The organism is Martelella sp. AMO21009 (genome assembly GCF_053484295.1).
Genome location: NZ_JBAKFR010000041.1, coordinates 1 through 22,299, shown reverse-complemented (window position 1 = coordinate 22,299; position 22,299 = coordinate 1). Strand labels below are relative to the sequence as shown.

The window sequence follows — 22,299 nt, the reverse complement described above, 5'->3', positions numbered from 1 at the left end:
GCTCAGCTCTCCTTTTTGGTATCAAAACCGGCGAGCGTCAGTTCGTGGCTGGGTTGGGTGAAGCCGCTCGGCGGATCGATGAAATCATCCATGCTTTTCAGCGTGTCCATCGCGCCGAGGATCTGTTCGGCGGCATCGTCGGCCCCGCCGATATGGACGCCATGGCTCATCAGCACGCGGGTGATCTCGAAGCTGCCGGCGCCGGCGCAGATGATCGTCCTGGTCGGCGCGTCCTTTGCCGCCATCGCCACGACTGCCGGACTGACGAGCGCCGGGTCGAGCGCCTTCAACTGGTCTTCGGGGATCAGGCCTTCCAGCATGCGAGTGCCGGCGGAGGGGGCCAGGCAATTGACCTTGATGTCGTATTTCGCCCCTTCCAGCGCCAGCGTGTTCATCAAACCGACCAGCGCCATCTTGGCCGCGCCGTAGTTGGACTGGCCGAAATTGCCGAACAGGCCGGTGGAAGAGGTGATGAAGATGATGCGGCCGTGGCCGCGGTCGCGCATGCCCTCCCACACCGCCTTTGCGCAGTTGACCGAGCCCATGACATGAACGTCGAGCACCGCCTTGAAGTCGGCTATATCCATCTTGGCGAAGGATCTGTCGCGCAGGATGCCGGCATTGGCGACCAATATGTCGACGCTGCCAAAGCGTTCCGTCGCCTTGGCTACCATCGCCTCCACCGCCTGGTAATCGGTGACGGAAGCGCCGTTGGCAATGGCTTCGCCGCCAGTCTGCCGGATTTCCTCGACGACGGCCTCGGCGGCCGCCGAAGATCCGCCGGTGCCATCGACATTGCCTCCGAGATCGTTGACGACCAGTTTCGCGCCGCGTTTTGCCAGCGCGAGCGCATGTTGACGTCCAAGGCCGCCGCCGGCGCCGGTAACGATTGCGACGCGGTTTGTCAGGTCGATGGTCATGGGAAAACTCCTGTTGAAACGGTCCTACATCAGAGAGGGTAGAAAGAGGCTGATCTGCGGGAAGATGACGATCAGGGCGATCAGCGCCAGATAGGCGAGCCAGAAGGGCAATACGCCACGGAAGATGTCGTACATCGGCACGTCGCGGGCGATCGCGGAGATCGCGAACACATTGACGCCGACCGGCGGCGTCACCACGCCGAGTTCAACCATGATCACCACCACGACGCCGAACCAGACCGGATCGAAACCGGCATTCATGGCGACGGGGAAGAACAATGGCACGGTCAACACCAGCGCCGGCAGCGCGTTCATGAACATGCCGATGACAAGGTAGAACACCAGGATCGCGGCGATGATCTGGTATTTGCCGAGATCAAGGCTGATCACCAGATCGGCCAGTTGCTGGGTCAGGCCCGACAGTGCGATGAACCGGCTGAATGCGGCGGCGAACATGAAGATCACGATGATCCCCGCCGTCAGCCGCAACGTGCTGGTGATCGAGGCAATGAACTTTTCCCAGTTCATCCGCCCCATCAGCGTGGCGATCGCCAGGGCGCCGAAGACGCCGAGGCCCGCAGCCTCGTTGGGCGTGACCGCGCCGGAATAGATTCCGCCGAGTACAAGCAGGATCAGAAGCAGGATCGGCCAGGTCGAAAGGCTCGAGCGGATGCGTTCGCTCCACGTGCTTTTCTCGCCGCGCGGCGCAAGCTCGGGATAGAGCGCCGCACGGATGGTGATGAAACCGATCAGAATCACGGCGAACAGCACGCCCGGCAGAATGCCGGCCATGAACAGCTTGCCGATCGAAACCTCGGTGATCATCCCGTAGACGATGAAGGCCAGGCTCGGGGGGATCATCACGCCGATCGTCGCCGCGCAGGCGATCGAGGCGGTGGCAAGCTTCATGTCATAGCGGTGGGCGCGCATTTCCGGCAGCGCGATCGCGCCCATGGAATAGACGCCGGAAAGCGTGTCGCCGACGATCGAGGAGAGGCCAGCGCAGGCGATCGTGCTGGCGGAGGCCAGGCCCCCCGGCAGGTGACCGATCCAGCGATTGGCGGAGCGGTAGAGTTCGGCGGCGAAGCCGGACGCGACCACGATCAGCCCCATCCAGGTGAACAGCGGCACGACGCTCCAGGTCTGGTCGCTGACGACCGAGATCGAGGTGGTGGCAAGGCTGGTGAAGCTCGCGCCGGGCGCAATCAGCACGGAGATGCCGACCAGCGCCGTCAGCGCCATGGCGGCGGCGACATGGACGCCGAGGAAGATCATGGCGAAACAGAAGCCGATCGATAAGAGCGCCCGCGTGCTGCGCGCGAAGTCGAAGGGCGAGAGCTTGGGATAGAAGCAGAGAAACAGAATGGCTGCGGCGACCAGTGCCCAGACTGCGAGGATGGCAAGCGCGCGGCCGTCCGGCTCTGCCGCGATCCTGGCGAGCGCACCGAGCAGATTGGCGAGGAGGGCGACGGCGAACAGGAACAGGAACACGGCGGCAGCAGCCACAAACGGCCATTCCGGCAGGGCGAGAACGCCGGTGACGATGCCGTTGCCCTTGACGTACAGCGCCTGTTTGCCGATCTCCACGGTCGTGATCATCATGGCCGCCAGGGCAAGCATCAGGCCGCCGGCAAGGGTCGGCGTCCGTGCGTATTCCGGCAACGCGTCCAGCACCAGATCAACCTGCACATGATTGCGCTCTATCTCGACGACGCTGACGGCGGCGAGCACGACGAGGATGGTCAAAAGGCCGGCAAGCTCCAGCCCGCCGGGCACCACCAGCGAAAACAGATTGCGCAGGATGACATCGGCAACGGTCAGTCCCATCAGCAGGACGATGGCGAGGCCGCCGACAGTGATCGCAAGCCGGCTCGGCCAGAGAAGTGTTGCGCGCAGACCGGCAGCGGCGCCCTCGATCAGGGCTGCGACCCCGTTTGTCCCGGAAACCATCGGCGTGGCGTTATTCATGTCATGTCCCATGGCGCATCTCGTGGTCAGGCGGAGACACCTGACCAGCTTGAAAATGCTGCAAACAAAGAGATGGAGCGGATTTGCGTCTCCGAGAAACGCGGAGCCGCTCCACAAAGCCGCGCCGGCGCACCGGCGCGGATCATCCCTCAGTTCTGATCGTACAGCGTCATCAGGCGCTGGGCTTCGTCCAGAATCTCCTGTCCGGGCCAGCCCAGTTCATTGGCTTTCTGGACCCAGGCATCCCATTGCGGCTTCATCTTGTCGGTCAGCGCTTCCTGATCTTCGGTCGACAGCGTGAAGATGTTTTCGGCTGGAATGTCGGCGGTCGCCTGCGCCGCGCCATCGGTTGTGTTGTAGAAGAAGTAGAGCGGCTCCATGCCGGTGAGCGCTGCCTGCTGCTCCGGCGTCAGCGTGTCGAACACATCCTTGTTCATCACCGATGTATAGGTGCCGGGATTGAGGTTCAAAAGGGTATGATAGGTGGTCACTTCGTTGAGCTTGAAATTGTTGACCCAGCCCCAGGCGCACAGCACGCCGTCAATGGTGCCGCGTTGCAGAGCCAGATAGGCGTCCGGCCCGACCATGACCGAAGCGCTGGCGCCCAGCTCCTCGAGCACCTTCACGCCGGCAGGATCCTGCGCGCCGAACACTTTGCCCTTGAAATCGGCCAACGTCTTGACCGGATCCTCCGAATGCAGATGCGACCCCATCGCCACGAAGGTCGCGAGCTCGACGACATTGTCCTGGTCGGTGAACAGTTCTCCAAGTTCGGGATATTTCTCGCGCAGGCGCCAGTAGACCACGGTGGCGATCGTCTGGTTCTTGGCAAGGCCCGGCAGGCTCAGAAGGTCCATCTGCGGGAACTTTCCGGGCAGAACCGGGTGCCAGACGAAGCCGAGATCGAGCAGGCCGGCGCCTGTCGATTGCAGCCAGTCCTTGAACGGGCTGACCGAATTCGGCGGGAAGAATTCGACGGTGCCGCCGGTGATGTCCCCGATTTCAGCCGCGAAGCGGCGGTCCATATCGTTCCATGGCGTGCCGTCCGGCGAGGCGAACTGCATCTTCAGCTCGGGTCCGTCGGCTGCGTACGCGGCGGTGCCGCCGCCAAGGCTTGCCAGCGCGAGTGCGCCGGCCAGAATCAGGTGTCGCATTGTTTCTCCTCCACGGATCCGGACGGTCGACGCTCCACACCGCCGACATCCGCGCGCTCGTCGCGCTGCTCCTTTGAATTGCGCGCCGACAGCGAATGAGAGCTTGCCGACGTTCCATTCTGTAAAGGCGATCAGCCATTCCGTGCAGTTATTTCTTCTAACAACTAACCTAAGGATTACTTAAGGCTGACATTCGTCAGCCTGCGCCATTCTTCCTCGGTTCGCTGCAGCTCCTGGCAGACGTAATCGAACAGCACCCGCGCCGGGCGCGACAGCGAGCGTTGGGCGGGGTGAGTCATTTCCAGGTCGACGCTCAGCGCCGGATCGGCGATCGGGTTGACCGTGATCCGGTCATTGGCAAGTTCCTTCAAGCCGATCCAGTAGGGCAGGATTCCGGACCAGTCGGTCTGGCTCAGGAATTCTAGCGCAGCCGAGAGACTGTCGATCAGGATCCGGCGGTCGACGTTGATCTCGCCGCTGCGGATCGCATCTTCGATCCGCGGCCGCAGGCTGTTGGCGGCGGATGGCACGAACAGTTTCAGTGGGGTATCGCCAAGGCGGATCGGCCTCATCTGCACCAGACCGCGCCTGGAACCGGAGAGTAGCGAGACCGGATAGCGCCCGATATGAACGTCAGAGACCCCCGGCTGCGGTCGCACGAACTGCCCGACGTAGAAATCGAGCGCGCCGGACGAGGTGGAGTTCACCAACGTATCGGCCGTGCCGCTGGCGATCTCGATGTCGATGCGGGGAAATTCGCGGGTGAAGCGGGCAAGGGCTGCCGGCACAATTGCCTTGGCAAGGCCCGGGGCAAAGCCGGCGCAAACCGTGCCGCTCATGCCGGCGCGAAAATCCTCCAGCTCGATCTCGGCCTCCGAAACCGCCTTCAACACGACCAGGCATCGCTCATAGAAACGGCGGCCGGCATCGGTCGGCACCACGCCGCGGCGGGTGCGTTTGAACAGGCTGGTGCCGATGCGGGATTCGAGCGCACTCATCTGCTGGCTGACGCCAGGTGCTGTGCAATTCAACCGTTGGGCGGCAGCGCTGAGCGAGCCCTCTTCGCACGCGGCCACGAAATAACGGATTTGCCTCAGGTCCATGATGCTCTCGAAGTAAGACTTCAGAAATTGATAACATCAATTGCATCTAAGTTAAATCAGACTAATGGCAAATATGGAAGAACGCGTATGCGCGCATATGTGAGGCGGTTTAAAGGGCGGATGGATCGAGTGCCTCGGCGGCCTGCCTGATCGCCTGACGGAAGGCGCGAATAGTCGCCATGTTCTCGTGTTCGGCAAGCGTGACGAAGCCGATCTGGATCGGCGGCAGCTTGAAATCCGGCAGGTCGAGCGCCACCACCTCGCCGGCGGCGATCCTGGTTTCCAGCACGAAGCGGGGGGCGAGCGTGAGCACCTGCATGTCGCGCGTCAGCGTCATCAGCGCGCCGGGGTCGGCGGTCAGTTCCATCATCGGCGGCGGCGTTGTCACGCCGTGATTGCGCAGTTCCGCCTCGAGCGCGATGCGGTTGTTGCTGTCGGCGGGCGGCAGCACCCAGGCCCAGTCGGCAAGACTTGCGATATCGATATCGGTGCGACCGGCCAGCGGATGGCTTTTCGAACAGGCGAGCACCAGATCGGTGCGCATCAAGGGATCGTGCCGCAGCGCCGGCATCACCTTTTGCGGGATCTGGTCCCAGTCGATCCGTCCGACATAGCAGTCGAGCTGGCCGTCCCAGAGCCCATGCAGGATATCCCCGACCACGCCGGTCGACAGCCGGAAGCGGATCGCACCCTTCTCGGCATCGAGGATACGAAGCGCGGCCGGAATGATGTTGAAGATCAGCGCGGGATTGGCGCCGATCCTCAGAATTGGCGACGGCTGGGCCTTCAGCTCGGCCTGCAGGTGATCGAACGAGGACAGGCCGGATCGGGCCCGCTCCAGCGCGACATGGCCGGCGGGCGTCAGTTCGACGCCGCGCACGGAACGCTCGACCAATTGGGCGCCGAGCGCATATTCCAGATCCTTGACCATCTGCGAAACCGCCGGCTGGGTACGGTTCAGGGCAGCGCCCACGGCCCTGAGCGAGCGATGTTCGTCGATCAGTGCGAGGATGCGCAGATGCCTGAGGCGGAGGCCATCGAGCCGGTTTGAAGAGGCGGTCATAAGCATATCTTATCACATTGAAGAAAGTTTCGACTATTTCTTTTCGCTATATCGGCGATAGTTTCTTCGAGGAGCGTGACGGCCAGGCTGTGTGCCGGCGAAACGTCATCAAACGGGAGGTGCAATGAGACGCGCCAACATCATTTCCGGCGTGGTTCTGGTCCTTCTGGGCCTGCTGACCCTTGTCGTGATCATACCGAACGCGATCGGCCACGGGCCGCAGGGCATGATGTCGCCACGATTGGTACCGAGCATGATGATGGTCGTCGTGGTTGCGCTTTCGGTTCTTCTCGTGATGTCCAACCTCCGCGCAAAACCCGCGCAAAGGGATGCCGAGCCGCCGATTCTCGCAAGCGAATTGCTGGCGCTGATCAAGATCGGCGCAGTGTTTCTGGGCGCCATAGCGCTGTTCGTCTGGGTGTCGCCGCTTGCCGGCGGGGCCTTCCTGCTGGTCGCGAGCCTGCTTGTTCTCGGCGAACGCCGGCCTTTGGTGATTATCGGCATGACCGTCGGTCTGCTGTTTGCGGTCTGGCTGCTGTTCTACAAGATACTCGGGACGGGCATTCTATGAGCCATCTTCTTCTCGGCTTCCAGGATGTGCTGAACCCGACGACGCTGTTCTGGGTCGCGCTCGGCGTGTTCATCGGCTATGTCGTCGGCGCGCTGCCTGGCCTCGGCAAGGGCACGGGCGTGGCGGTCGCCATTCCGCTGACCTTCTACCTCACCCCGCCGGCAGCGCTCGGCATGCTGATCGGCATTGCCAAGGGCAGCGGCGCGGGCAGCGCGGTTTCGGCCATCCTGCTCAACACGCCGGGCGAGCCGTCGTCAGCGCCGACCGCGCTTGACGGCTACCCGCTGGCGCGCCAGGGCAAGGCGCAGAAGGCGCTGAAGATGGGGCTGCTTGCCTCGGTGATTGGCGATTTCCTGTCGACCATCGTCCTCATCGTTCTGGCCGCCCCCATCGCGCGCTATGCGCTGCTGATCGGGCCGGTGGAGCTTTGCACCATCCTGCTGTTCTCGCTCACCTTCATCGGCGGACTTTCAGGCTCATCGATGACCAAGGGGCTGATTGCCGGCGCGCTCGGCATCTTCTTCGCCACGATCGGGCTCGAGACCGAAACCTTCGTGCCGCGCCTGACATTTGGCTTTCTCGAACTCGATGATGGCATCAAGCTGGTGCCGATGGCGATCGGCATGCTGGCGGTCGCTGAAATGGTGGTGCAGGCCGGCAATCTGAAGACGCTGGATGCGGAAACCGGTCAGATTCGCGACGGCGACAAGCGCGAGGACCGGGTGATCCTGTGGTCGGAATGGCGTCGCTGTTTCCCGGCCATTGCCCGTGGCACGCTGATCGGTTCGGTGGTCGGCATTCTGCCGGGGCTTGGCGCAAGCGTCGGCTCGTTCCTCTCCTATGGCGCGACCCAGAAGGCCTCGAAGACGCCCGAAAAATTCGGCACGGGCATGATCGAAGGGGTGGCGGCCGCCGAAAGCGCGGACAATGCAGTGGTTCCCTCGAGCCTGATCCCGCTGTTCGCGCTTGGCATTCCGGGCAGCGTCATCGCCGCCATCCTGATCGCCGCCTTCATTCTGCACGGGCTGACCCCCGGTCCGCTGATGTTCAGGCAGCAGCCGCGCCTTGTCGCCGATGTCTACGCCGCCATGCTGTGCGCCAGCGTGATCATGCTCGCGATCGGCTATCTCGGCCAGCGCGTGTTCTCGCAGATCATCAAGGTGCCGATGCGCCTGATCATTCCCGGCGTGCTGCTGCTGTGCTGCGTCGGCGCTTACATGGAGACCGGCAGCATCTTCTCGATCTATGTGATGCTCGCCTTTGCGCTGGTGGGGTTTTTCGCGCGCAAGCTCGATTTTTCATTTGTCACGTTCCTGATCGGCTTCGTCATCGGCCCCAATCTGGAACTGAGCTTCCGCCAGTCGCTGCAATTGCTGGATCACAACGCCTTCAATATCGCGAAGCATCCGATCGCGCTTGTCTTCCTGATCCTGACGGTCGTGGTCACGTGGTGGATCGGCCATGGCAGCAGAATGGCGACCTCGGTCGTCAAGCATGACGCGCATGATTTTTCCGGCCCCGAAGGACGGGACGACAATGAATTTATCGCAACCAAAAGGGAGGATGAGCGATGAAATCGATTACCAAACGAGGCCTGCTCGGCCTCATCGGGGGTGCGGCCATCGGGCTTGCCGGCTTCTCGGGCGCAGCAGTTGCTGCCGATACCTATCCTGACAAGCCGATCACCATGCTGGTCGGCTACGGCGCCGGCGGCCAGACCGACCTGATCGCCCGTGCCGCAGCGCAGGTGATGGCGACCAGTCTCGGCCAGCCGATCAATGTCGTCAACAAGCCGGGTGCGGGTGGCGCCGTTGCCGCGCGCGAGCTGATGAAGGCAAAGCCCGATGGCTATACCATGCTGTTTCACTCCAATACGGTGGTGAATTCGGCCCCCTTCATCATGGAGGGCGTCAGTTTCACGCCGGGTGATTTCGAATATGCCGGCATGATCACCGCTTACCAGGTCGGTATGGCGAGCCAGAAGGACCAGCCCTTTAACAACATCACCGAATATGTAGCCTGGGCCAAGGAAAATCCGGGCTCGAGCTATGGCGCGTTAAGTCCGGAAGCCCGGCTTTATATCGAAGCACTGATCAAGGCCAATGACCTCGACGTCAACATCGTACCGCTGCAGAGCGGCAGCGAAATGATCAATGTGCTTCTCGGCAATCAGGTGGCGCTCGCCTTTTCCGGGGGTATCCACTACCGCTATCCGGACGAACTGAAGTCGGTTTCCGCGCTGACCAGTTTCCGCCATCCCTCCGCCCCTGACGTTCCCACGATCGAGGAGGAGGGCTATCCGCTGGCCATGGATTCACGCACCACGCTGTTCCTGCCAAAGGGCACGCCGCGGGAAATCCTCGATCGCCTTTCCGAAGCGTTGAAGGTCGCCGAAACCGATCCCGGCTTCCAGAAGGTGACTCAAGCGGCCGGTATCCCGATCGACTATTTCGGCGTCGATGAGGCCTATGCGGAAATGCAGGCCACATACGACAAGAACAAGGCGATCATCATGGGCGGAGCGGCCAAGTAAGGTCCCCGCGTCAAATCGCGTCGCGCCCTGGCGCGGCGCACCCGCCAAAAAATCGGAACGTAAACATGTTTCAGCCGCTCACGGGTGTGAAGGTGATCGATCTGAGCCAGGTTCTGGCCGGTCCCTACGCCACCTATCAACTGGCCCTGATGGGCGCCGAAGTGATCAAGATCGAAAAGCCGGGCGAGGGCGACTGGACGCGTCTTGGCGGCCTGCTGCCGAGACTTGCCGAGCGGCGCATGGCCTCGAACTATCTGACCCAGAATGCCGCCAAGAAATCCGTGACACTCAATCTCAAGAGCCCGGAAGGACTGGCAATCGCAAAACGCCTGATCGCGGAGGCGGACGTCTTCGTTGAAAATTTCAAGCCGGGCGTCGCCGAGCGTCTCGGCCTCGGCTTCGAAACGGTGAAGGCGCTGAAGAGCGATATCGTCTACTGCTCGATCTCCGCTTACGGCCAGAACGGGCCGTGGAGCGGCAGGCCCGCCTATGATCATGTCATCCAGGGCATGTGCGGTATCATGCTGACCACGGGCAAGCCGGGTGATGGCCCCACCAAAGTTGGCGCGCCCTATGTCGATTTCGCAACCGGCATGAACGCCGCCCAGGCGATCATGGCCGGCCTGCTGGAAGTCAGACGTACCGGTGAGGCCGTGCAGGTTGATGTCGCCATGCTCGATACCGCGCTGATGCTGATGGCCTCGCTGATGACCCAGCAGAAGACCGCCGACTGGAAGCCCGAGCAGAACGGCAACGAGGCCTGGAGCGCAAGCCCGTCCTCGGGCGCGTTTCAGACCATGGACGGCGTACTGATGCTCGCCGCCAACAACGAGCCGCAGTTTCAAAAGCTCTGCGGCGCGATCGGCCGCGAGGATATCCTGTCCGATCCGCGCTGGCGCGACCCGGCGGCGCGCAAGCAGAACGGCGCGTCTCTGCGCGAAACGCTGAACGCCACCTTCCTCACCCGATCTGCCGATGAATGGGAAGCAGCGCTGGAAGAGGTCGATGTCCCTGCCGCCCGCGTGCGCGGTCTCGACGAAACGCTTGCCGAACCGCATATCGATGCGCGCGGGCTGCTTTCCGAGTTCACCATTGCAGGCCATGACACGCCGATCCATGTTCCATCAATGAGCTTTCGCGCCAATGGCGCGGCGGTGACGGCGGCAAGCCCGCCGCCCGAACTCGGCGCCGATACGACAAGCGTGCTTGAGGGTCTCGGACTTTCGGCGAGCGAGATCGCCGGCCTGCGTGCAGCCGGAGTAATCTGAGGAATGGCCATGAAAACCATGGATTGGCCGGGTGAACCCGGGACTGCGAGGACAGTGCGGATCAGCCTTGGCAGTGACCAGGGTAGCTTGCCGCTCGTCTGCCGGTTCCCGTCGGACGGCCGGGCGAAAGGATACATCATCTTCTGTCACGGGCTTGGCGCCTGTGGTGAGGATCATGTCGAACTTTCGACTTTTTTGGCCAGCCACGGCTATCTCGTCATTCATCCGAGCTTTGCCGATGGCATTTTGGCGGTCGCGGCCGCCGAACCGGAGCTTGGCTTTGCCCCCGATGCGCCGGAGCTTTTACGGTGGACAACCGTTCCGGCGCTGAAGACGCGTCTATACGACATTCTGCACACGCCAGCCTACTGGTTGGCGCGGATCCGGATTGTCGGGACGATCATGGACAATTTCCGGTCGATCCGTGCGGCGACGCTGGGTTCTTGGGACGAGCCCCTGCCGGCTGCGATCGCCGGTCATTCCTTCGGGGCCTATACCGCGCAGCTTCTGGCCGGTGCGGAAATCGACCTGCCGGGCGAGGGGCCGCGTTCGTTTCGCGATCCGCGGTTTTCCGCCGCTATTCTGCTGAGTGCCCAGGGCCGCGACCAGCAAGGTCTGCGAGACGGCTCATGGCACGCTATGGATGGTCCGGTTTTGACGGTGACCGGTAGCCGTGACGGCGGCGCCAAGGGCCAGGATTGGCACTGGAAGACCGAGCCCTTCGACCTTGCGCCCGCCAGCGACAAATATCTTGCCGTGCTTGGGAACGCAGACCACTATCTCGGCGGTATGACCGACAACGACCCCACGCCGGGCAATGCCAGCCAGCGTACCGCAGTCTCGCAACTCACGCTCGCCTTCCTCGACGCGTATCTGGCGGATGACCAGGGCGCACGGGCCTGGCTTGTTGCGCTTGACGGCCGGATTGGCGACTATCCTGCTGAGATCAGGCGGAAGTAGTCTTCCCCTCGCTCGTATCCGCTCGCCGACATCAGCCGGTCAGAAGCGTCCGCCGATTGGAAGTTTGATGCCTCTCGTAGGCATTGCCGAGTTGTTTGACCTCCGCGTTTCGGGTATCGAGACGAGATGAAGTTGCCGAGCTCATTTCCCCGTCTGAAGGGGTTTCGTTTTCCGCGTGGAGTTGTCGCCTACGCGGTCTGGGCCTATCATCGATTTGCGTTGAGCACGGCCGATGTGGAAGATCTTCTTGCTGAACGCGGTGTGATCGTGAGCAGGGAAACGGTTCGTCTCTGGATCAACCGCTTTGGCCGACATTTTGCCGACTGTATTCGCACAGACCGGCCCAAGCCGAACGATAAGTGGCATATGGATGAGGCTGTCATCACGATCAGCGGAAAGAAATTCTGGCTTTGGCGGGCAATTGACGCCGCTGGTGACGTGCTCGACATTTTGGTTCAAGCTCGCCGCAATACCAAAGCTGCCAAGCGTTTTTTCTCAAGGCTGGTCAAGCAATTCGGTGAACCACGTGTCGTCGTGACGGACAAGCTGCGCAGCTATATCAAGCCGATACAAGACCTGACGCCAGATGCTGATCATCGGGCCCACAAGGGCCTGAACAACAGAATTGAAAACTCATACCGTCAGACGAGGAAGCGAGAGAAGATCATGGGGCGATTCAAATCACCTCCTCAAGCTCAACGTTTTCTGTCAGCCCACGATCAGATAAACACCCTCTTTCGTCCCCGCCGATACAACCTCTCAGCTCTCTCATATCGACACGCAAGAGCAGATGCCTTCTGCCTGTGGGCCGATTACACGGCAGAAATGGCAGCTTGAAAAACGAACACCTCGCCAACCCGCGACCAAAGACAAACAACTTGGCAATGCCGTCTGTTTGCGCCACCCGGTCGATGATTTTAACATTCCGTTTTCCTTGCTTTCGAGCAGGAAGCAGGCAAAGGGGTATCGTGCGCAGAAACTGCGTTTTTCCTCTTGCCTACGATGTCGGGCGAATGCTAAAAAGAACCTATCCAAGTGTTGGCTATTTTTAGCACTAAGCCCCCGCCGGTTGCCGCCGCGCGGGGCTTTGTCGTTTTGAGGCTACCTCAAATTCTCTCTCCTTTTTGTCGAGGCTGAGTTGGGCTTCACCGAAGTCAAAATAGAATCAGCGGCATCCGCCAACTGGTTCTGTATCGCGTTGATCAAGCTATAGTCGCCACGCACAGCGCAAATTGCGCCGCCACCGGCAGTGCCTTCCGAGAGTACACATGCGCAAACGAGAGCTTTGGCGGTGTTTGCTCGACCTGTGCTCATCCCTGAACCTCACGCGTCTCAAAGCCATAGTCGATCATTGACCGGTATCTGTAGCCGGGCAGGGCAGGGCGTTGACGACCTGCAACATGGCTGCGAATAGCTCTCAATGCATTCGGGAAAGCGTACCCATAGCGCTCGATGAGCCAGAATCCGCAGCAAGCGAGAACGAGAGCGATGAAGGTCCACAGCCGCAAGTGCAACGTCAGAAGCAGGAAGAAGAATATCAGGCGTGCATCGAAGATAAGCAGGCGCGGCATTCGCACTGTTTCCCGCCAGTAGACCGGCGTGCCGTAGATATTAAAGCTGCTTTCCGCCATCAGTTCGCCACCCCGACATTTTCGAGGAAAAGGATGCCGATCATCTGACCGGCACGAACCTTGACCAAGGGGCCGCTCGGCGCGTTGTTGTTGAGGTCGCTGGAAATGGCGTCGCCAGCCGCGGCGAAGCCGGCATAGATGCTTTCGTTCACCGTCGGTTTGTTGGTGATGATGGAGCCAATATTGTCGGAAATGCCAACATATTGCTGCTGTGGTTCAGATAGAGAACCACTCAGCCCGGAAATGAACGCGGCTGCCATCTTGCCGCCATACCGCTGAAAATAACGACGGTCGATGTCTGTTTTCACGGCGATGGTCGACTGCTGCGCATCGATCGCATAGGCGCTGGTGTCGTAGTTTGCGCCATCGGGCATCACGATCCGATCGAACTGAATGACGAGCGCGCTCTGCGTCTTGTTCACCTCTAAGGCGCCAATGGCGCGGGCGCCATCGAGGGGGCCATTGATGATCTCGGCGATCACAGGTCCGGGCGTATCGGAATCGGAAGCGTTCTGGATACGCGCCATGACCGTGTCGCCGGCGACCGCATAGGTTTGAACCGGTGAAGATCCGGACGACTGGACGGAACCATTGCCACCGCCCTGTCCATTACTGGCCGTGAGCTGTTCTGGCGGCGTATACAGATCCTGTTCGACGACAACTGTTGCCTGTGAGGCCACAGGCTGCCAGGACTGAAGCAAACCTTGCTGTTGCGCGCTCATGGCGCTCGCAAGCTGATCGATGCGTCGATAGTCAGTTTGCGGTTTGGGGGGCGGCCGACGATCGGCGGTTCGGTATTCAACAGGTTGGTCGCGACGCTCGATTACATTGGCGGGCGCGACTGGCCGTTTTACCGGCGGCGGCTCTTTCTTTTGCCCGATCGTATCAATCGACCGCATGGCTTCGTCAGGTGTCGCGATGAAGCTTTCGTCGTTTTCGAAAGCTGTCTTGGCACCGACCTCGTTAGACTGATCGAGCGTATTCTGGTAGCGCTCCGACCGTCCCTGCTGTTCGCCGCCGGGCGTACTCTCGACATTCGGTGGGCGCGCAACGCTCGACGATGGAACGGGCGAAGACGAATAGCTCTGCCACAACACGAAACCAAGACCGACTGCGATCACCAGAATACCGCCGTAGACAATGCGATTGTTGCGCTGCGCGCTCCGATCGATCGTGGAACGCCGTTCATCGTTCATGGGCGATTCAGTCTCGACTTCCGGCGCGCCCTGGTGCGTTTCGCTGGTATCGGGGTTGTTGTGGTTCTCGTCAGATCGGTTTTCTGAATCGGTCATTGGAAAATTCTCACTTTCTTGACAGAGCCATCGGACGAGATCAGTGCAACGGGCGTAGGTTTGAGCTTGTAGGCGTGAACCGAGCCAGGACCGGTCAGGCTTTCAGTCCAGGACGGTGAAAGCAGCGTGCTGGTCGTGCGAATGTAGAGATCCTTTCCGTAGCGCCATGCCGATACGGACGGCTCGTCCGTGGAAAGCCTCGTAGCGTTTTGTGGAATGCCAGCGCCTTGCACGAACGCCATCATAACCTGGTTCGAGGCGCGGCTCGGCGGTGCGCTGACAGCCGTGGAAACATGGGCGTTCGGGCCAAGTCCGTCGACCTGATAGTCGCGCCGATATTGCGTGACTTTCTCGTTTGTCTCGACGTCAATGATCAATGGCCGGTCCTCGCCGACCAGCGAAACGGTCAGGTTTGTAAAGGCATGCGGAAGAAGCGGGGTAATCATGAGCTGATTGCTGCCCTCCTGCATCGCATAGACCTGAAACGCATTGGGGCGACCGACGCCATAGCTGGCAATGGGCCAAGCCTTTCCGGTGCGGTCAAAGAAGGCGAGGTTGGAGATCGTTCCGAGCGAGGTTTTGATGGCGGTGGTTTGTGCGGATGCCTCAAGCGAAACCTGAACCTGATCAGAGATCGCCTTCGGCCGAAAGCCGGCCGCGGGTTGAGCCGCGGCCTTCTGGCTTTCATTCACCCGACGCTTGTAGTCGCGGATCAACTCGGGAGTCATCGGCATTTGAGATTGAACCGCCGCGCCGTAAGCGGTGATTTCTTCCGGTGACAGCGGCCGGTCCAACTCATCCAGCGACTTGAGTAAGTGGTCAGACCCAATGACAGGAAACTCGCTCTCAGGCTGCTCATATTGCTGTTGGTCGGCCTTCTGCTGATTGATCTGTTCGGCGCGCTGTGTGCCTTGCGCGGCCGCCTGGGCAAGCCCGCTTGGCGCGTCCTGCGCGAGGGCAGGGGTAGTCGTGGCCAGGAAAGTGCACAGAAGGACGCCTGAAATACGCATTGTCATCAGGCGCCTCCACGCGCTGCGATAAAGCGGTTGATCGCGACGGCTTCAGGGGTCTGATAGGTTTCCATCCGATTGATGGTAACTGTCACAAGAAGATCCTGCCCGGACACTTCGCTCGCGGATTCATAGGTGATGCGGAGCGGAATCTGCACGACCCACTGATAAACGCCGCGGGCGTTTGGCCCCTGCGACAGGATCACCGCATCTTGTGCGACTGCCGTAGTATTCAGCCTGCGCTCTTTCACCATTTCGAGCTGACCGCTCTTGTCCAGAGCGTCGATGAACGAATTCCATCCGGCGGGCTGGGTGAAATATTTCTGAACGGCGGTGAGGTCGGCGCGATAGTTGGTGAACGAGTAGGTTAACGCGGCGGTCACGGCCTGGGTGGCGAAGTTGGCGACTTCGTTTGCATTGAGGTGCGGTTTATCCAAAGCCACCAATGGCAAGATTTGGCCGTTGGTCGTTGTCGCAAAATAGCGCGGCGCGGGCTTATGGGTGGCAAGGTAGGCCGCCGCGCCCACCGAAACGACGGTTGTGACCAGAAGCGCACCGCTGATCACCGACATCACCCGGAACGCTGTCCGATACGTCTGTGTGCGTTTCATGACGGTTTCGAGTGCGCCATAGGATTGCTCGCTCATGCCTCACTCCATCGTGAGCGCCGTATCGAGCGCCTGCTGGGTGAGATTGCCAAATGCGAATTGTCCGCCCTCGGGGGTCTTGTAGATGAAAAAAGGAACGCCCTTGATCCCGTTCTGACGTACGCATCCGAGCAGGGCCGCATTGCGGATGTGAGTGATCGTGTGAATGCTCTGTCTATATAGACGGCAATATAGACGGTGCATTAATGATGGACATCACAAGCGATCTCACCGGGCATTTCAGCCGGATGGAGATTGTCGATAGCGGGCGTCGCCGTCGTTTCACGGACGAAGCGAAGCTGGCGATTGTGACTGAGAGTTATAACGGCCCGCGGCAGGTGACGGCGACCGCGCAGCGACATGGGATCACGCGCTGGCAGTTGAATGCCTGGCGCAGGGCGGCGCGGGAAGGACGGCTTGTCCACGGCGCGCCGAACGGGTTTGTTCCGGCGGTCGTTGTTGGCAATCCGGTTGTTGCGAACACGCCGCCCGCGGCGACTGTCGCTGTGCCGCCGCCTGTCATCGACCACGGCCGCATGGAGGTGGTGAGTGCGAACGGCCGCCGTGTGATCGTCGGCCAGGATGTCGACGTTGAGGTCCTGCTGCGGATCATGCGTGGACTGGAGACGTTGCGATGAACCCGTTTCCGATGGGAGCGGGGATCAAGGTGTGGCTGTCGACCGGACATACAGACATGCGGTGCGGCTTCCCTTCGCTGGCGTTGCGGGTACAGGAGGTATTGAAGCACGATCCGCTGGGCGGTCATCTGTTCTGCTTCCGGGGCCGCCGCGGTGATCTGATAAAATTGATCTGGCATGATGGCCAGGGCGCCTGCCTGTTCACGAAAAAGCTGGAGCGCGGTAGGTTTATCTGGCCTGTTGTGGAGGGCGGCGCAGTGGCAATCACACCGGCGCAGCTTTCTTATTTGCTGTCCGGAATTGACTGGCGGGCCCCTCAGGAAACCTGGCGTCCGACACGGATTTGATTGTCTTATTCATTGAATTCGTTGAAGAAATATGCTCTTGTGTCGGCATGTCGTTGCCGCCGCTTTCCTTTCCTGACGATCTTGCCAGCGCCCATGCCGCGCTGCTGGCAGAACGCGAGGCACGGTTGCAGGCCGAGGCCGAAGCGACCAAAGCCAAAGCAGAGCTTTCCAGCATCGAGGCGCTCAACGCCTATCTGCAATTGCTGATCGCCAAGCTGGAGCGGGACAAACACGGTCCGAGCCGGGAGCGCACCCAGCGGCTGATCGACCAGATGGAACTGCAGCTCGAAGAGCTGGTTGCCGATGCGACCGAAGATGAGATCGCTTCAGAAGCGGCTTCGGCCAAAACCCAAGTTGTGCGTGCCTTCACCCGCAAGCGGCAGTCAAGCAAGCCCTGGCCAGAGAATATCGAGCGCGAGCGCGTCGTCATCGACGCACCCGGTGCCTGCGATCACTGCGGCAGCGAACGCCTGTCGAAGCTCGGTGAGGACATCACCGAGACGCTGGAGGAGATCCCGCGCCGATTCAAGGTGGTCGAGACCGTGCGGGAGAAGTTTACCTGCCGGGAGTGCGGCTGCATCAGCCAGGCACCCGCGCCCTTCCATGCAACGCCACGCGGTTTCCTCGGCCCAAACCTGCTTTCCACCATCGTCTTCGACAAATTCTCCGAGCATCAGCCGCTTAACCGCCAAAGTCGCCGGTTCCGCAGCGAGGGGATCGATCTGTCGACCCAGACGCTTGCCGATCAGGTTGGCTATATCAGCGCCGCCGTCAAGCCACTCTTCGATATGATCGAGACCCATGTGTTTGCCGCCGAGCGATTGCACGGCGACGACACGACTATCCCAATTCTCGCAAAAGGCCAGTGCACCACCGGCCGAATATGGACTTACGTTTGCGACGACAGGCCCTTTGGCGGGCAGTCGCCGCCGGCGGCCGTCTTCTACGCCTCCAGCAACCGGCGGGGTGAACATCCGCAACGACACCTGGCCGAGTTCACCGGCATCCTGCAGGCCGATTGCTACAATGGCTTCAATCCGCTCTTCGACCGGACCAGGAAACAAATCCCGGTGACGCCGGCCTTCTGCTTTGCCCATGCGCGGCGAAAGTTCTTCGAACTGGCGGATGTCTCTCGCAGCGCCCGGCGGGGCAAGGGCTTGAGGCCTGTCTCTGCGACGGCGTTGGAAGCGGTCAAACGCATCGATGCGCTGTTTGACATTGACCGTGATATCAACGGCAAGAGCGCCGAAGAGCGCCTTGCCGTGCGCCAGGAAAAGAGCAAACCGCTGCTCGACGAGTTGGAGGCTTGGTTGCGGCAGGAGCGCGAAGGTTTGTCACGATCCTCGCCGGTGCTTGAGCCGATCAATTACATGCTGTCGCGCTGGCAAGACTTTGCCCGGTACGCCGACGACGGCAGGATTTGCATGACGAACAACGCGGCAGAAAGAGCCCTGCGCGGCGTGGCCTGCGGAAGAAAGAACTGGAGCTTCGCCGGTTCCGATCGCGGCGCAGACCGGGCCGCCATCATGCTGACCCTCATCACCACGGCTCGTCTCAACGACATCGATCCGAAGGCCTGGCTGGCGGACGTGCTGGCCCGCATCGCCGATCTGCCCGTCTCCCTCCTGCACGAATTGTTGCCGTGGGGATGGAAGAGGATCAAGGCGGTGGAGGGTGCAGTTGCTGCGTAAATAACTGCCGGAAGAGTTCTTCCGATCGGCGCAGACCCTCATCCGTCAGCACCAGCGACTTCGACTTGTTCACCGGATCGCCAATCAAGCCTTTCTGGTGCAACCGATCCGTTGTCGCCCAGTCAAACCCCTTCCAGGCGAAACGCTCGTTGTGAAGCGTCAGCCATAGCAGCGCCAACACCGCATCTTCGATTTTGCCTTCGTCGATCTCCATTCCGCCAATCTACCACGTGCGAAAGCAAAAATCCCGCGGTCCTGCTCGGATGGATACGTTCTGACGCATCCACAATACGTTTCTGCGAAGGATATCCGCCGTCTGATCGTCGATTTTGTCGGGAGCGATTGCAGCAACCTTTTGACCACCAACGCTTGAGGTCGCGGCATACTCATTTTTCAGGAAAACCGTGCCGACATTGTCCGACTGAAGGATTGCCGCAGAGATATTGAAAGCCGCCTCGCTGAGGATCGGAGCGAGAATGATGCGCAGGTCGATATCGCCGTTTTGAATGAGCGGCTTCATTGAATCGATCGACCATGCACAATGCGGGCAAGTGGGATCGGCAAGCAGGAAGAAGGTCGGCGCATCGGGCTTTGGCTTGCCGACCGGGAACCACGCGCTGAAATCATGGGCCTGCTGCACCAGCTCATCCAAAGACTGAGCGGTCGGAATGTCAGGCGTATTTTGAGAGCCGACCGACGCCAATTTGGGCGGTTTGCCTGCGTCAACCTCGACGGGCGAAGCGGCCGGCGCGGCATCCTCGCCCGGTTCAACCACATCCGAAGACGGTGCTTCGACAGCTTCCGCAGTATCTGCCTCGGTCAACCGCTTGGGGGCTTTGAGAGCGCCGGGGTTCGATGCAGCGGGTTCCTCTTTGGCGACCTTCGGTGAAGGGGGCCGTGAAGGAGAAGGGGCGCTGGCGGTTTTGAGTGAGACGGCATTCGGCTTGGTCGATAGCAACGCGCCGGAAATGTCCTCGCCCTGCGGCCCGACAACCGAGCCGAAAATCGTCAGTCCGTCTTCCGTTGTCAGCGCAAATTTCTCTGTGCCGTCACCCTGCGGCACAGCCCATGCCTGCATACCACCGACCTTCATCAACGGGCGCGCGCCGTAAAGGTTGAGCTGGTTCTCGATGAAAGGTGCTGCTGATGTGCTGCAACCGACAAAGGTGGTCTGCCAGGGCAGATCGATGTCGGCCTGAGTGACGTTTTCGGCGATCGCCCCGAGTGGCCACAGGCCGAGTAAGGCGGCGGGGAAAAGGACGGACGTAGAAACCGCCGACTTGCGTTTGAACATTAAGGAGGCCCCCGGCGCTAGTTTGTTCCTGTCAATGTTGCATTTAATGGCGTGAGCCTGTAATACATCAAGACATTGGAGCTGTGAAGTCCCCTTGGAAGGCGGGTGATTTCGGGGAAAAATCAGACCTCATCGGGGGCTCTCGTGACAAATCAAATTGAGTTATACGAACACGAATCGTATCGACGCAACCCTAATTTGCTGAAAATTGGCCCTAAATCGCTTGTTTTCACGGCGATCGTGGTCGCTGTGGCCGCGTCGGCGGCCAACCTCTATCTGTTTTTGCGTGAACCAGTGGCGGTCAAATCAGGCCGGGTCTCCGATGCAACATCGGCGCAGGTCTCAGAGCTACATTCAGAGGTACAACGGCTTAAAACCGCACAGGCTGACCTGGTACAGCAACTGAACACACTGACCGCCAGGAACGGCGTTCTCGAGCGCATTATCGGCCATGTGAATGAGCTGAAGAAACAGGACAGGTTCATCCTGAACGAATTGGTCACACTCCAAGGCACCGGCGGACCTCTGAGCTTAGAGGCCGCAAATGGCGGCGTTGGCGTGCAGCACGAGATTGTAACCCATCCGGTCGTCGCCATGCCGGCCCCGGACGGGGATAGTGCGGAATAGGGCGGGCTATGGATAGTTTTGTCCAGCTTCTGGAGCGCGGTGTCGCGATCATTGCCCCCTTGCAGGCATTGGTCGCAGGCACCTGCTTTTTGGTGGGTCTCATCTTCGTGGCGCGCTCGATCGTCGGCATGGCTTCAGCCCACGAGCTCCGTAGTATTGGGGGCGCGGTGTCTGGCTCATACACCGGTCCGCTGGTCCTGTTCTTCGTCGGCTCACTGCTGATTTCGCTGTCGACGGTCATCGGGGCATTCCTGATGAGCTTCTTCCTGCAATCCGAGAGCGTGTCGGCGGAACAGGTATTCACCTACGCGCCCGAAATCACCAAGCCGCTTTCCGCCGAAATGAGCCAGAGAGCCGTTATTGCTCTCGTTCGTTTCGCGCAATTCATCGGCCTTCTCGGATTTGTACGGGGTCTGTTCCTGCTCGCCCGCGCCGGCAATGGCGGGCAAATCGGCGATACGGGACGCGGGATTGTCCATCTCGTGGCAGGGACATTGGCGATCAACATCGTCGTTGTCCTGCAGATGCTTGAAAAACTTCTGGTCAAATAAAAAGGAGAGACCAAATGCAGAGAAAGTGCACCGGCCTGCTGACATTTTCCGGCTTTTATCTGGCCACGCTAGGGCCCGTGATGGCGCAACAATCGCTGGGCGATCTTGCCAGCAACTTTTCGACGACCACGCTTGGCCCATGGGCCGACCTTCTCGGCTCAGTCGCCTTCTTCGGCGGCCTTTTGTGCATCATCATCGGCATTGTGAAACTAGTCTCGAACTCCAGAAATCCGCATCAACAGCATTCCCCGATGTCGATGCTCATCTGGTTTCTCGCCGGCGCACTGTTGATCGGCTTGCCGGCCTGGGCCGGCGTTGGTGTCACGAGCTTCCTCGGCTCGGGTGCGGATACGTCGACCATTGATGGAACGCTGAGAAGCATCAACTGATATGGCACGTTTCGGCGAAACCCTCGACTACATCGCAGCGGCCTTGAGCCGCTCGGCCTTCCGCAAGTCGCTGGATAGCTATTGCCGTCTGGTAACCGCGGAGGACAACGATACTCTTGTCGCCGACGACGGGTCGCTGGTGAGTGTCTTTGCGCTCGAAGGGTTCCGCTCGCTGGCCGGTGAAGTGGAGGTGTCGCAGACTGTCGAACAGCTGCGACGCACCATCACGCCCTATTTCGCCTCCCCCGGCTGCGCCCTGCAATTCTGGTTCGGCCAATCGCCGAATCTCGGCGCATCCGAAATCGACATGGCGTTAAGCTCAATCGGCCGCGTTGCCCATGACAGCGGACTTGATGTCGGCGATTTGATTGACGAGCGCCGCAGGATTTTGCCGCGAAAGCTGACCGGAGAACGTTCCTATCTGGCGGTGTGGTCACGCCCCTCCAACCTGACAAAGAACGAGATCAAGGCGGGACAGGCGGCGAGGAGGAAAAACCTCTCAGGCGCGCCCTCAATGCGACAATCGCAATGGCCCGATGCTGCTCTGGAAGCACTCAGAACACGTCACAGGTCGGTTTCGGATGCGCTTTTGCGCGAATTTGCGCTGGTCGGTATCGAAATGGAGCGCTTGGATGCGCGTAC

23 protein-coding genes and 1 pseudogene are annotated in these 22,299 nt (G+C 60.5%); 13 read left to right on the top strand and 11 right to left on the bottom strand.

Annotation, left to right across the window (positions count from 1 at the left end; all coding sequences use genetic code 11):
- Positions 1-2: 2 nt before the first annotated feature.
- The 5 genes from V6766_RS23550 to V6766_RS23530 all read right to left on the bottom strand — a co-directional run bounded on the left by V6766_RS23550 (position 3) and on the right by V6766_RS23530 (position 6,208).
- Positions 3-920 (bottom strand): SDR family NAD(P)-dependent oxidoreductase, encoded by a 918-nt coding sequence (locus tag V6766_RS23550; protein WP_448470707.1) that lies wholly within the window; start codon positions 918-920, stop codon positions 3-5.
- Positions 921-944: 24 nt separating this feature from the next.
- Complete coding sequence (locus V6766_RS23545) at positions 945-2,900, bottom strand: TRAP transporter large permease (RefSeq protein ID WP_448470706.1); 1,956 nt, start codon at positions 2,898-2,900, stop codon at positions 945-947.
- Positions 2,901-3,037: 137 nt separating this feature from the next.
- Entirely contained in the window at positions 3,038-4,042 is a 1,005-nt protein-coding gene (locus V6766_RS23540) for a TRAP transporter substrate-binding protein (protein WP_448470705.1), read from the bottom strand.
- 176 nt (positions 4,043-4,218) lie between these two features.
- Positions 4,219-5,145 carry a LysR family transcriptional regulator gene (locus V6766_RS23535; protein WP_448470704.1) on the bottom strand — a complete coding sequence of 309 codons (927 nt, stop codon included), beginning with the start codon at positions 5,143-5,145 and terminating at the stop codon, positions 4,219-4,221.
- Between the two features lie 109 nt (positions 5,146-5,254).
- The gene (locus tag V6766_RS23530; protein WP_448470703.1) at positions 5,255-6,208 is read right to left on the bottom strand and encodes a LysR family transcriptional regulator; all 954 of its coding nucleotides are present in this window, start codon (positions 6,206-6,208) and stop codon (positions 5,255-5,257) included.
- Positions 6,209-6,332: 124 nt separating this feature from the next.
- Between V6766_RS23530 and V6766_RS23525 the strand changes: the two genes are divergently transcribed.
- The 6 genes from V6766_RS23525 (at position 6,333) to V6766_RS23500 (ending at position 12,377) form a co-directional block, all read left to right on the top strand.
- Complete coding sequence (locus tag V6766_RS23525) at positions 6,333-6,779, top strand: tripartite tricarboxylate transporter TctB family protein (RefSeq protein ID WP_448470702.1); 447 nt, start codon at positions 6,333-6,335, stop codon at positions 6,777-6,779.
- Positions 6,776-8,353, top strand: a complete 1,578-nt coding sequence (locus tag V6766_RS23520) for a tripartite tricarboxylate transporter permease (RefSeq protein ID WP_448470701.1) — start codon at positions 6,776-6,778, stop codon at positions 8,351-8,353. The genes V6766_RS23525 and V6766_RS23520 overlap by 4 nt, the downstream gene beginning before the upstream one ends.
- On the top strand, positions 8,350-9,312 hold the full coding sequence (locus V6766_RS23515; protein WP_448470700.1) for a Bug family tripartite tricarboxylate transporter substrate binding protein: 963 nt from the start codon (positions 8,350-8,352) through the stop codon (positions 9,310-9,312). Before V6766_RS23520 ends, V6766_RS23515 begins: the two co-directional genes overlap by 4 nt.
- A gap of 65 nt (positions 9,313-9,377) precedes the next feature.
- Positions 9,378-10,580, top strand: a complete 1,203-nt coding sequence (locus V6766_RS23510; RefSeq protein WP_448470699.1) for a CaiB/BaiF CoA transferase family protein — start codon at positions 9,378-9,380, stop codon at positions 10,578-10,580.
- A gap of 9 nt (positions 10,581-10,589) precedes the next feature.
- Positions 10,590-11,540: an alpha/beta hydrolase family protein gene (locus V6766_RS23505; protein ID WP_448470698.1), complete on the top strand. Its 951-nt coding sequence runs from the start codon at positions 10,590-10,592 to the stop codon at positions 11,538-11,540.
- Between the two features lie 126 nt (positions 11,541-11,666).
- Positions 11,667-12,377, top strand: a complete 711-nt coding sequence (locus V6766_RS23500) for an IS6 family transposase (protein ID WP_448470697.1) — start codon at positions 11,667-11,669, stop codon at positions 12,375-12,377.
- A gap of 473 nt (positions 12,378-12,850) precedes the next feature.
- Here V6766_RS23500 and icmT read toward each other — a convergent pair whose 3' ends face one another.
- From icmT to V6766_RS23480, 4 genes are read right to left on the bottom strand one after another with little or no spacing between them, the layout of a single operon-like run.
- Positions 12,851-13,171, bottom strand: a complete 321-nt coding sequence (gene icmT, locus V6766_RS23495; protein WP_448470696.1) for an IcmT/TraK family protein — start codon at positions 13,169-13,171, stop codon at positions 12,851-12,853.
- A complete protein-coding gene (locus tag V6766_RS23490) occupies positions 13,171-14,463 on the bottom strand; it encodes a TrbI/VirB10 family protein (RefSeq protein ID WP_448470695.1) in 1,293 nt (430 codons plus the stop codon). The genes icmT and V6766_RS23490 overlap by 1 nt, the downstream gene beginning before the upstream one ends.
- Positions 14,460-15,479 (bottom strand): DotH/IcmK family type IV secretion protein, encoded by a 1,020-nt coding sequence (locus V6766_RS23485; RefSeq protein WP_448470694.1) that lies wholly within the window; start codon positions 15,477-15,479, stop codon positions 14,460-14,462. The genes V6766_RS23490 and V6766_RS23485 overlap by 4 nt, the downstream gene beginning before the upstream one ends.
- Positions 15,479-16,120 (bottom strand): type IVB secretion system apparatus protein IcmL/DotI, encoded by a 642-nt coding sequence (locus tag V6766_RS23480; RefSeq protein WP_448470693.1) that lies wholly within the window; start codon positions 16,118-16,120, stop codon positions 15,479-15,481. The genes V6766_RS23485 and V6766_RS23480 overlap by 1 nt, the downstream gene beginning before the upstream one ends.
- A gap of 209 nt (positions 16,121-16,329) precedes the next feature.
- On the opposite strand from V6766_RS23480, the gene tnpA reads away from it, so the two are divergent.
- Genes tnpA through tnpC form a run of 3 tightly spaced genes read left to right on the top strand, consistent with a single transcriptional unit; the run spans position 16,330 to position 18,796 of the window.
- Positions 16,330-16,758: an IS66-like element accessory protein TnpA gene (tnpA, locus tag V6766_RS23475; RefSeq protein WP_448470718.1), complete on the top strand. Its 429-nt coding sequence runs from the start codon at positions 16,330-16,332 to the stop codon at positions 16,756-16,758.
- Positions 16,755-17,105, top strand: a complete 351-nt coding sequence (gene tnpB, locus V6766_RS23470; RefSeq protein WP_448470692.1) for an IS66 family insertion sequence element accessory protein TnpB — start codon at positions 16,755-16,757, stop codon at positions 17,103-17,105. The genes tnpA and tnpB overlap by 4 nt, the downstream gene beginning before the upstream one ends.
- 47 nt (positions 17,106-17,152) lie before the next feature.
- Positions 17,153-18,796, top strand: coding sequence for an IS66 family transposase (tnpC, locus tag V6766_RS23465; RefSeq protein ID WP_448470717.1), 1,644 nt, complete (start codon positions 17,153-17,155; stop codon positions 18,794-18,796).
- On the opposite strand, the gene V6766_RS23460 is transcribed toward tnpC, so the two are convergent.
- On the bottom strand, positions 18,765-19,010 hold the full coding sequence (locus tag V6766_RS23460; protein WP_448470691.1) for a DUF6429 family protein: 246 nt from the start codon (positions 19,008-19,010) through the stop codon (positions 18,765-18,767). The two genes, tnpC and V6766_RS23460, sit on opposite strands and share 32 nt — an antisense overlap.
- 9 nt (positions 19,011-19,019) lie before the next feature.
- The gene (locus V6766_RS23455; RefSeq protein WP_448470690.1) at positions 19,020-20,090 is read right to left on the bottom strand and encodes a hypothetical protein; all 1,071 of its coding nucleotides are present in this window, start codon (positions 20,088-20,090) and stop codon (positions 19,020-19,022) included.
- 144 nt (positions 20,091-20,234) lie between these two features.
- On the opposite strand from V6766_RS23455, the gene V6766_RS23450 reads away from it, so the two are divergent.
- The 4 genes and pseudogenes from V6766_RS23450 to V6766_RS23435 form a co-directional block, all read left to right on the top strand.
- A complete protein-coding gene (locus tag V6766_RS23450) occupies positions 20,235-20,717 on the top strand; it encodes a hypothetical protein (RefSeq protein ID WP_448470689.1) in 483 nt (160 codons plus the stop codon).
- Between the two features lie 8 nt (positions 20,718-20,725).
- Positions 20,726-21,268 carry a hypothetical protein gene (locus V6766_RS23445; protein ID WP_448470688.1) on the top strand — a complete coding sequence of 181 codons (543 nt, stop codon included), beginning with the start codon at positions 20,726-20,728 and terminating at the stop codon, positions 21,266-21,268.
- Between the two features lie 14 nt (positions 21,269-21,282).
- Positions 21,283-21,657, top strand: coding sequence for a hypothetical protein (locus tag V6766_RS23440; protein WP_448470687.1), 375 nt, complete (start codon positions 21,283-21,285; stop codon positions 21,655-21,657).
- 1 nt (position 21,658) lies between these two features.
- Positions 21,659-22,299: pseudogene (locus V6766_RS23435) on the top strand (hypothetical protein); the annotation flags it as partial.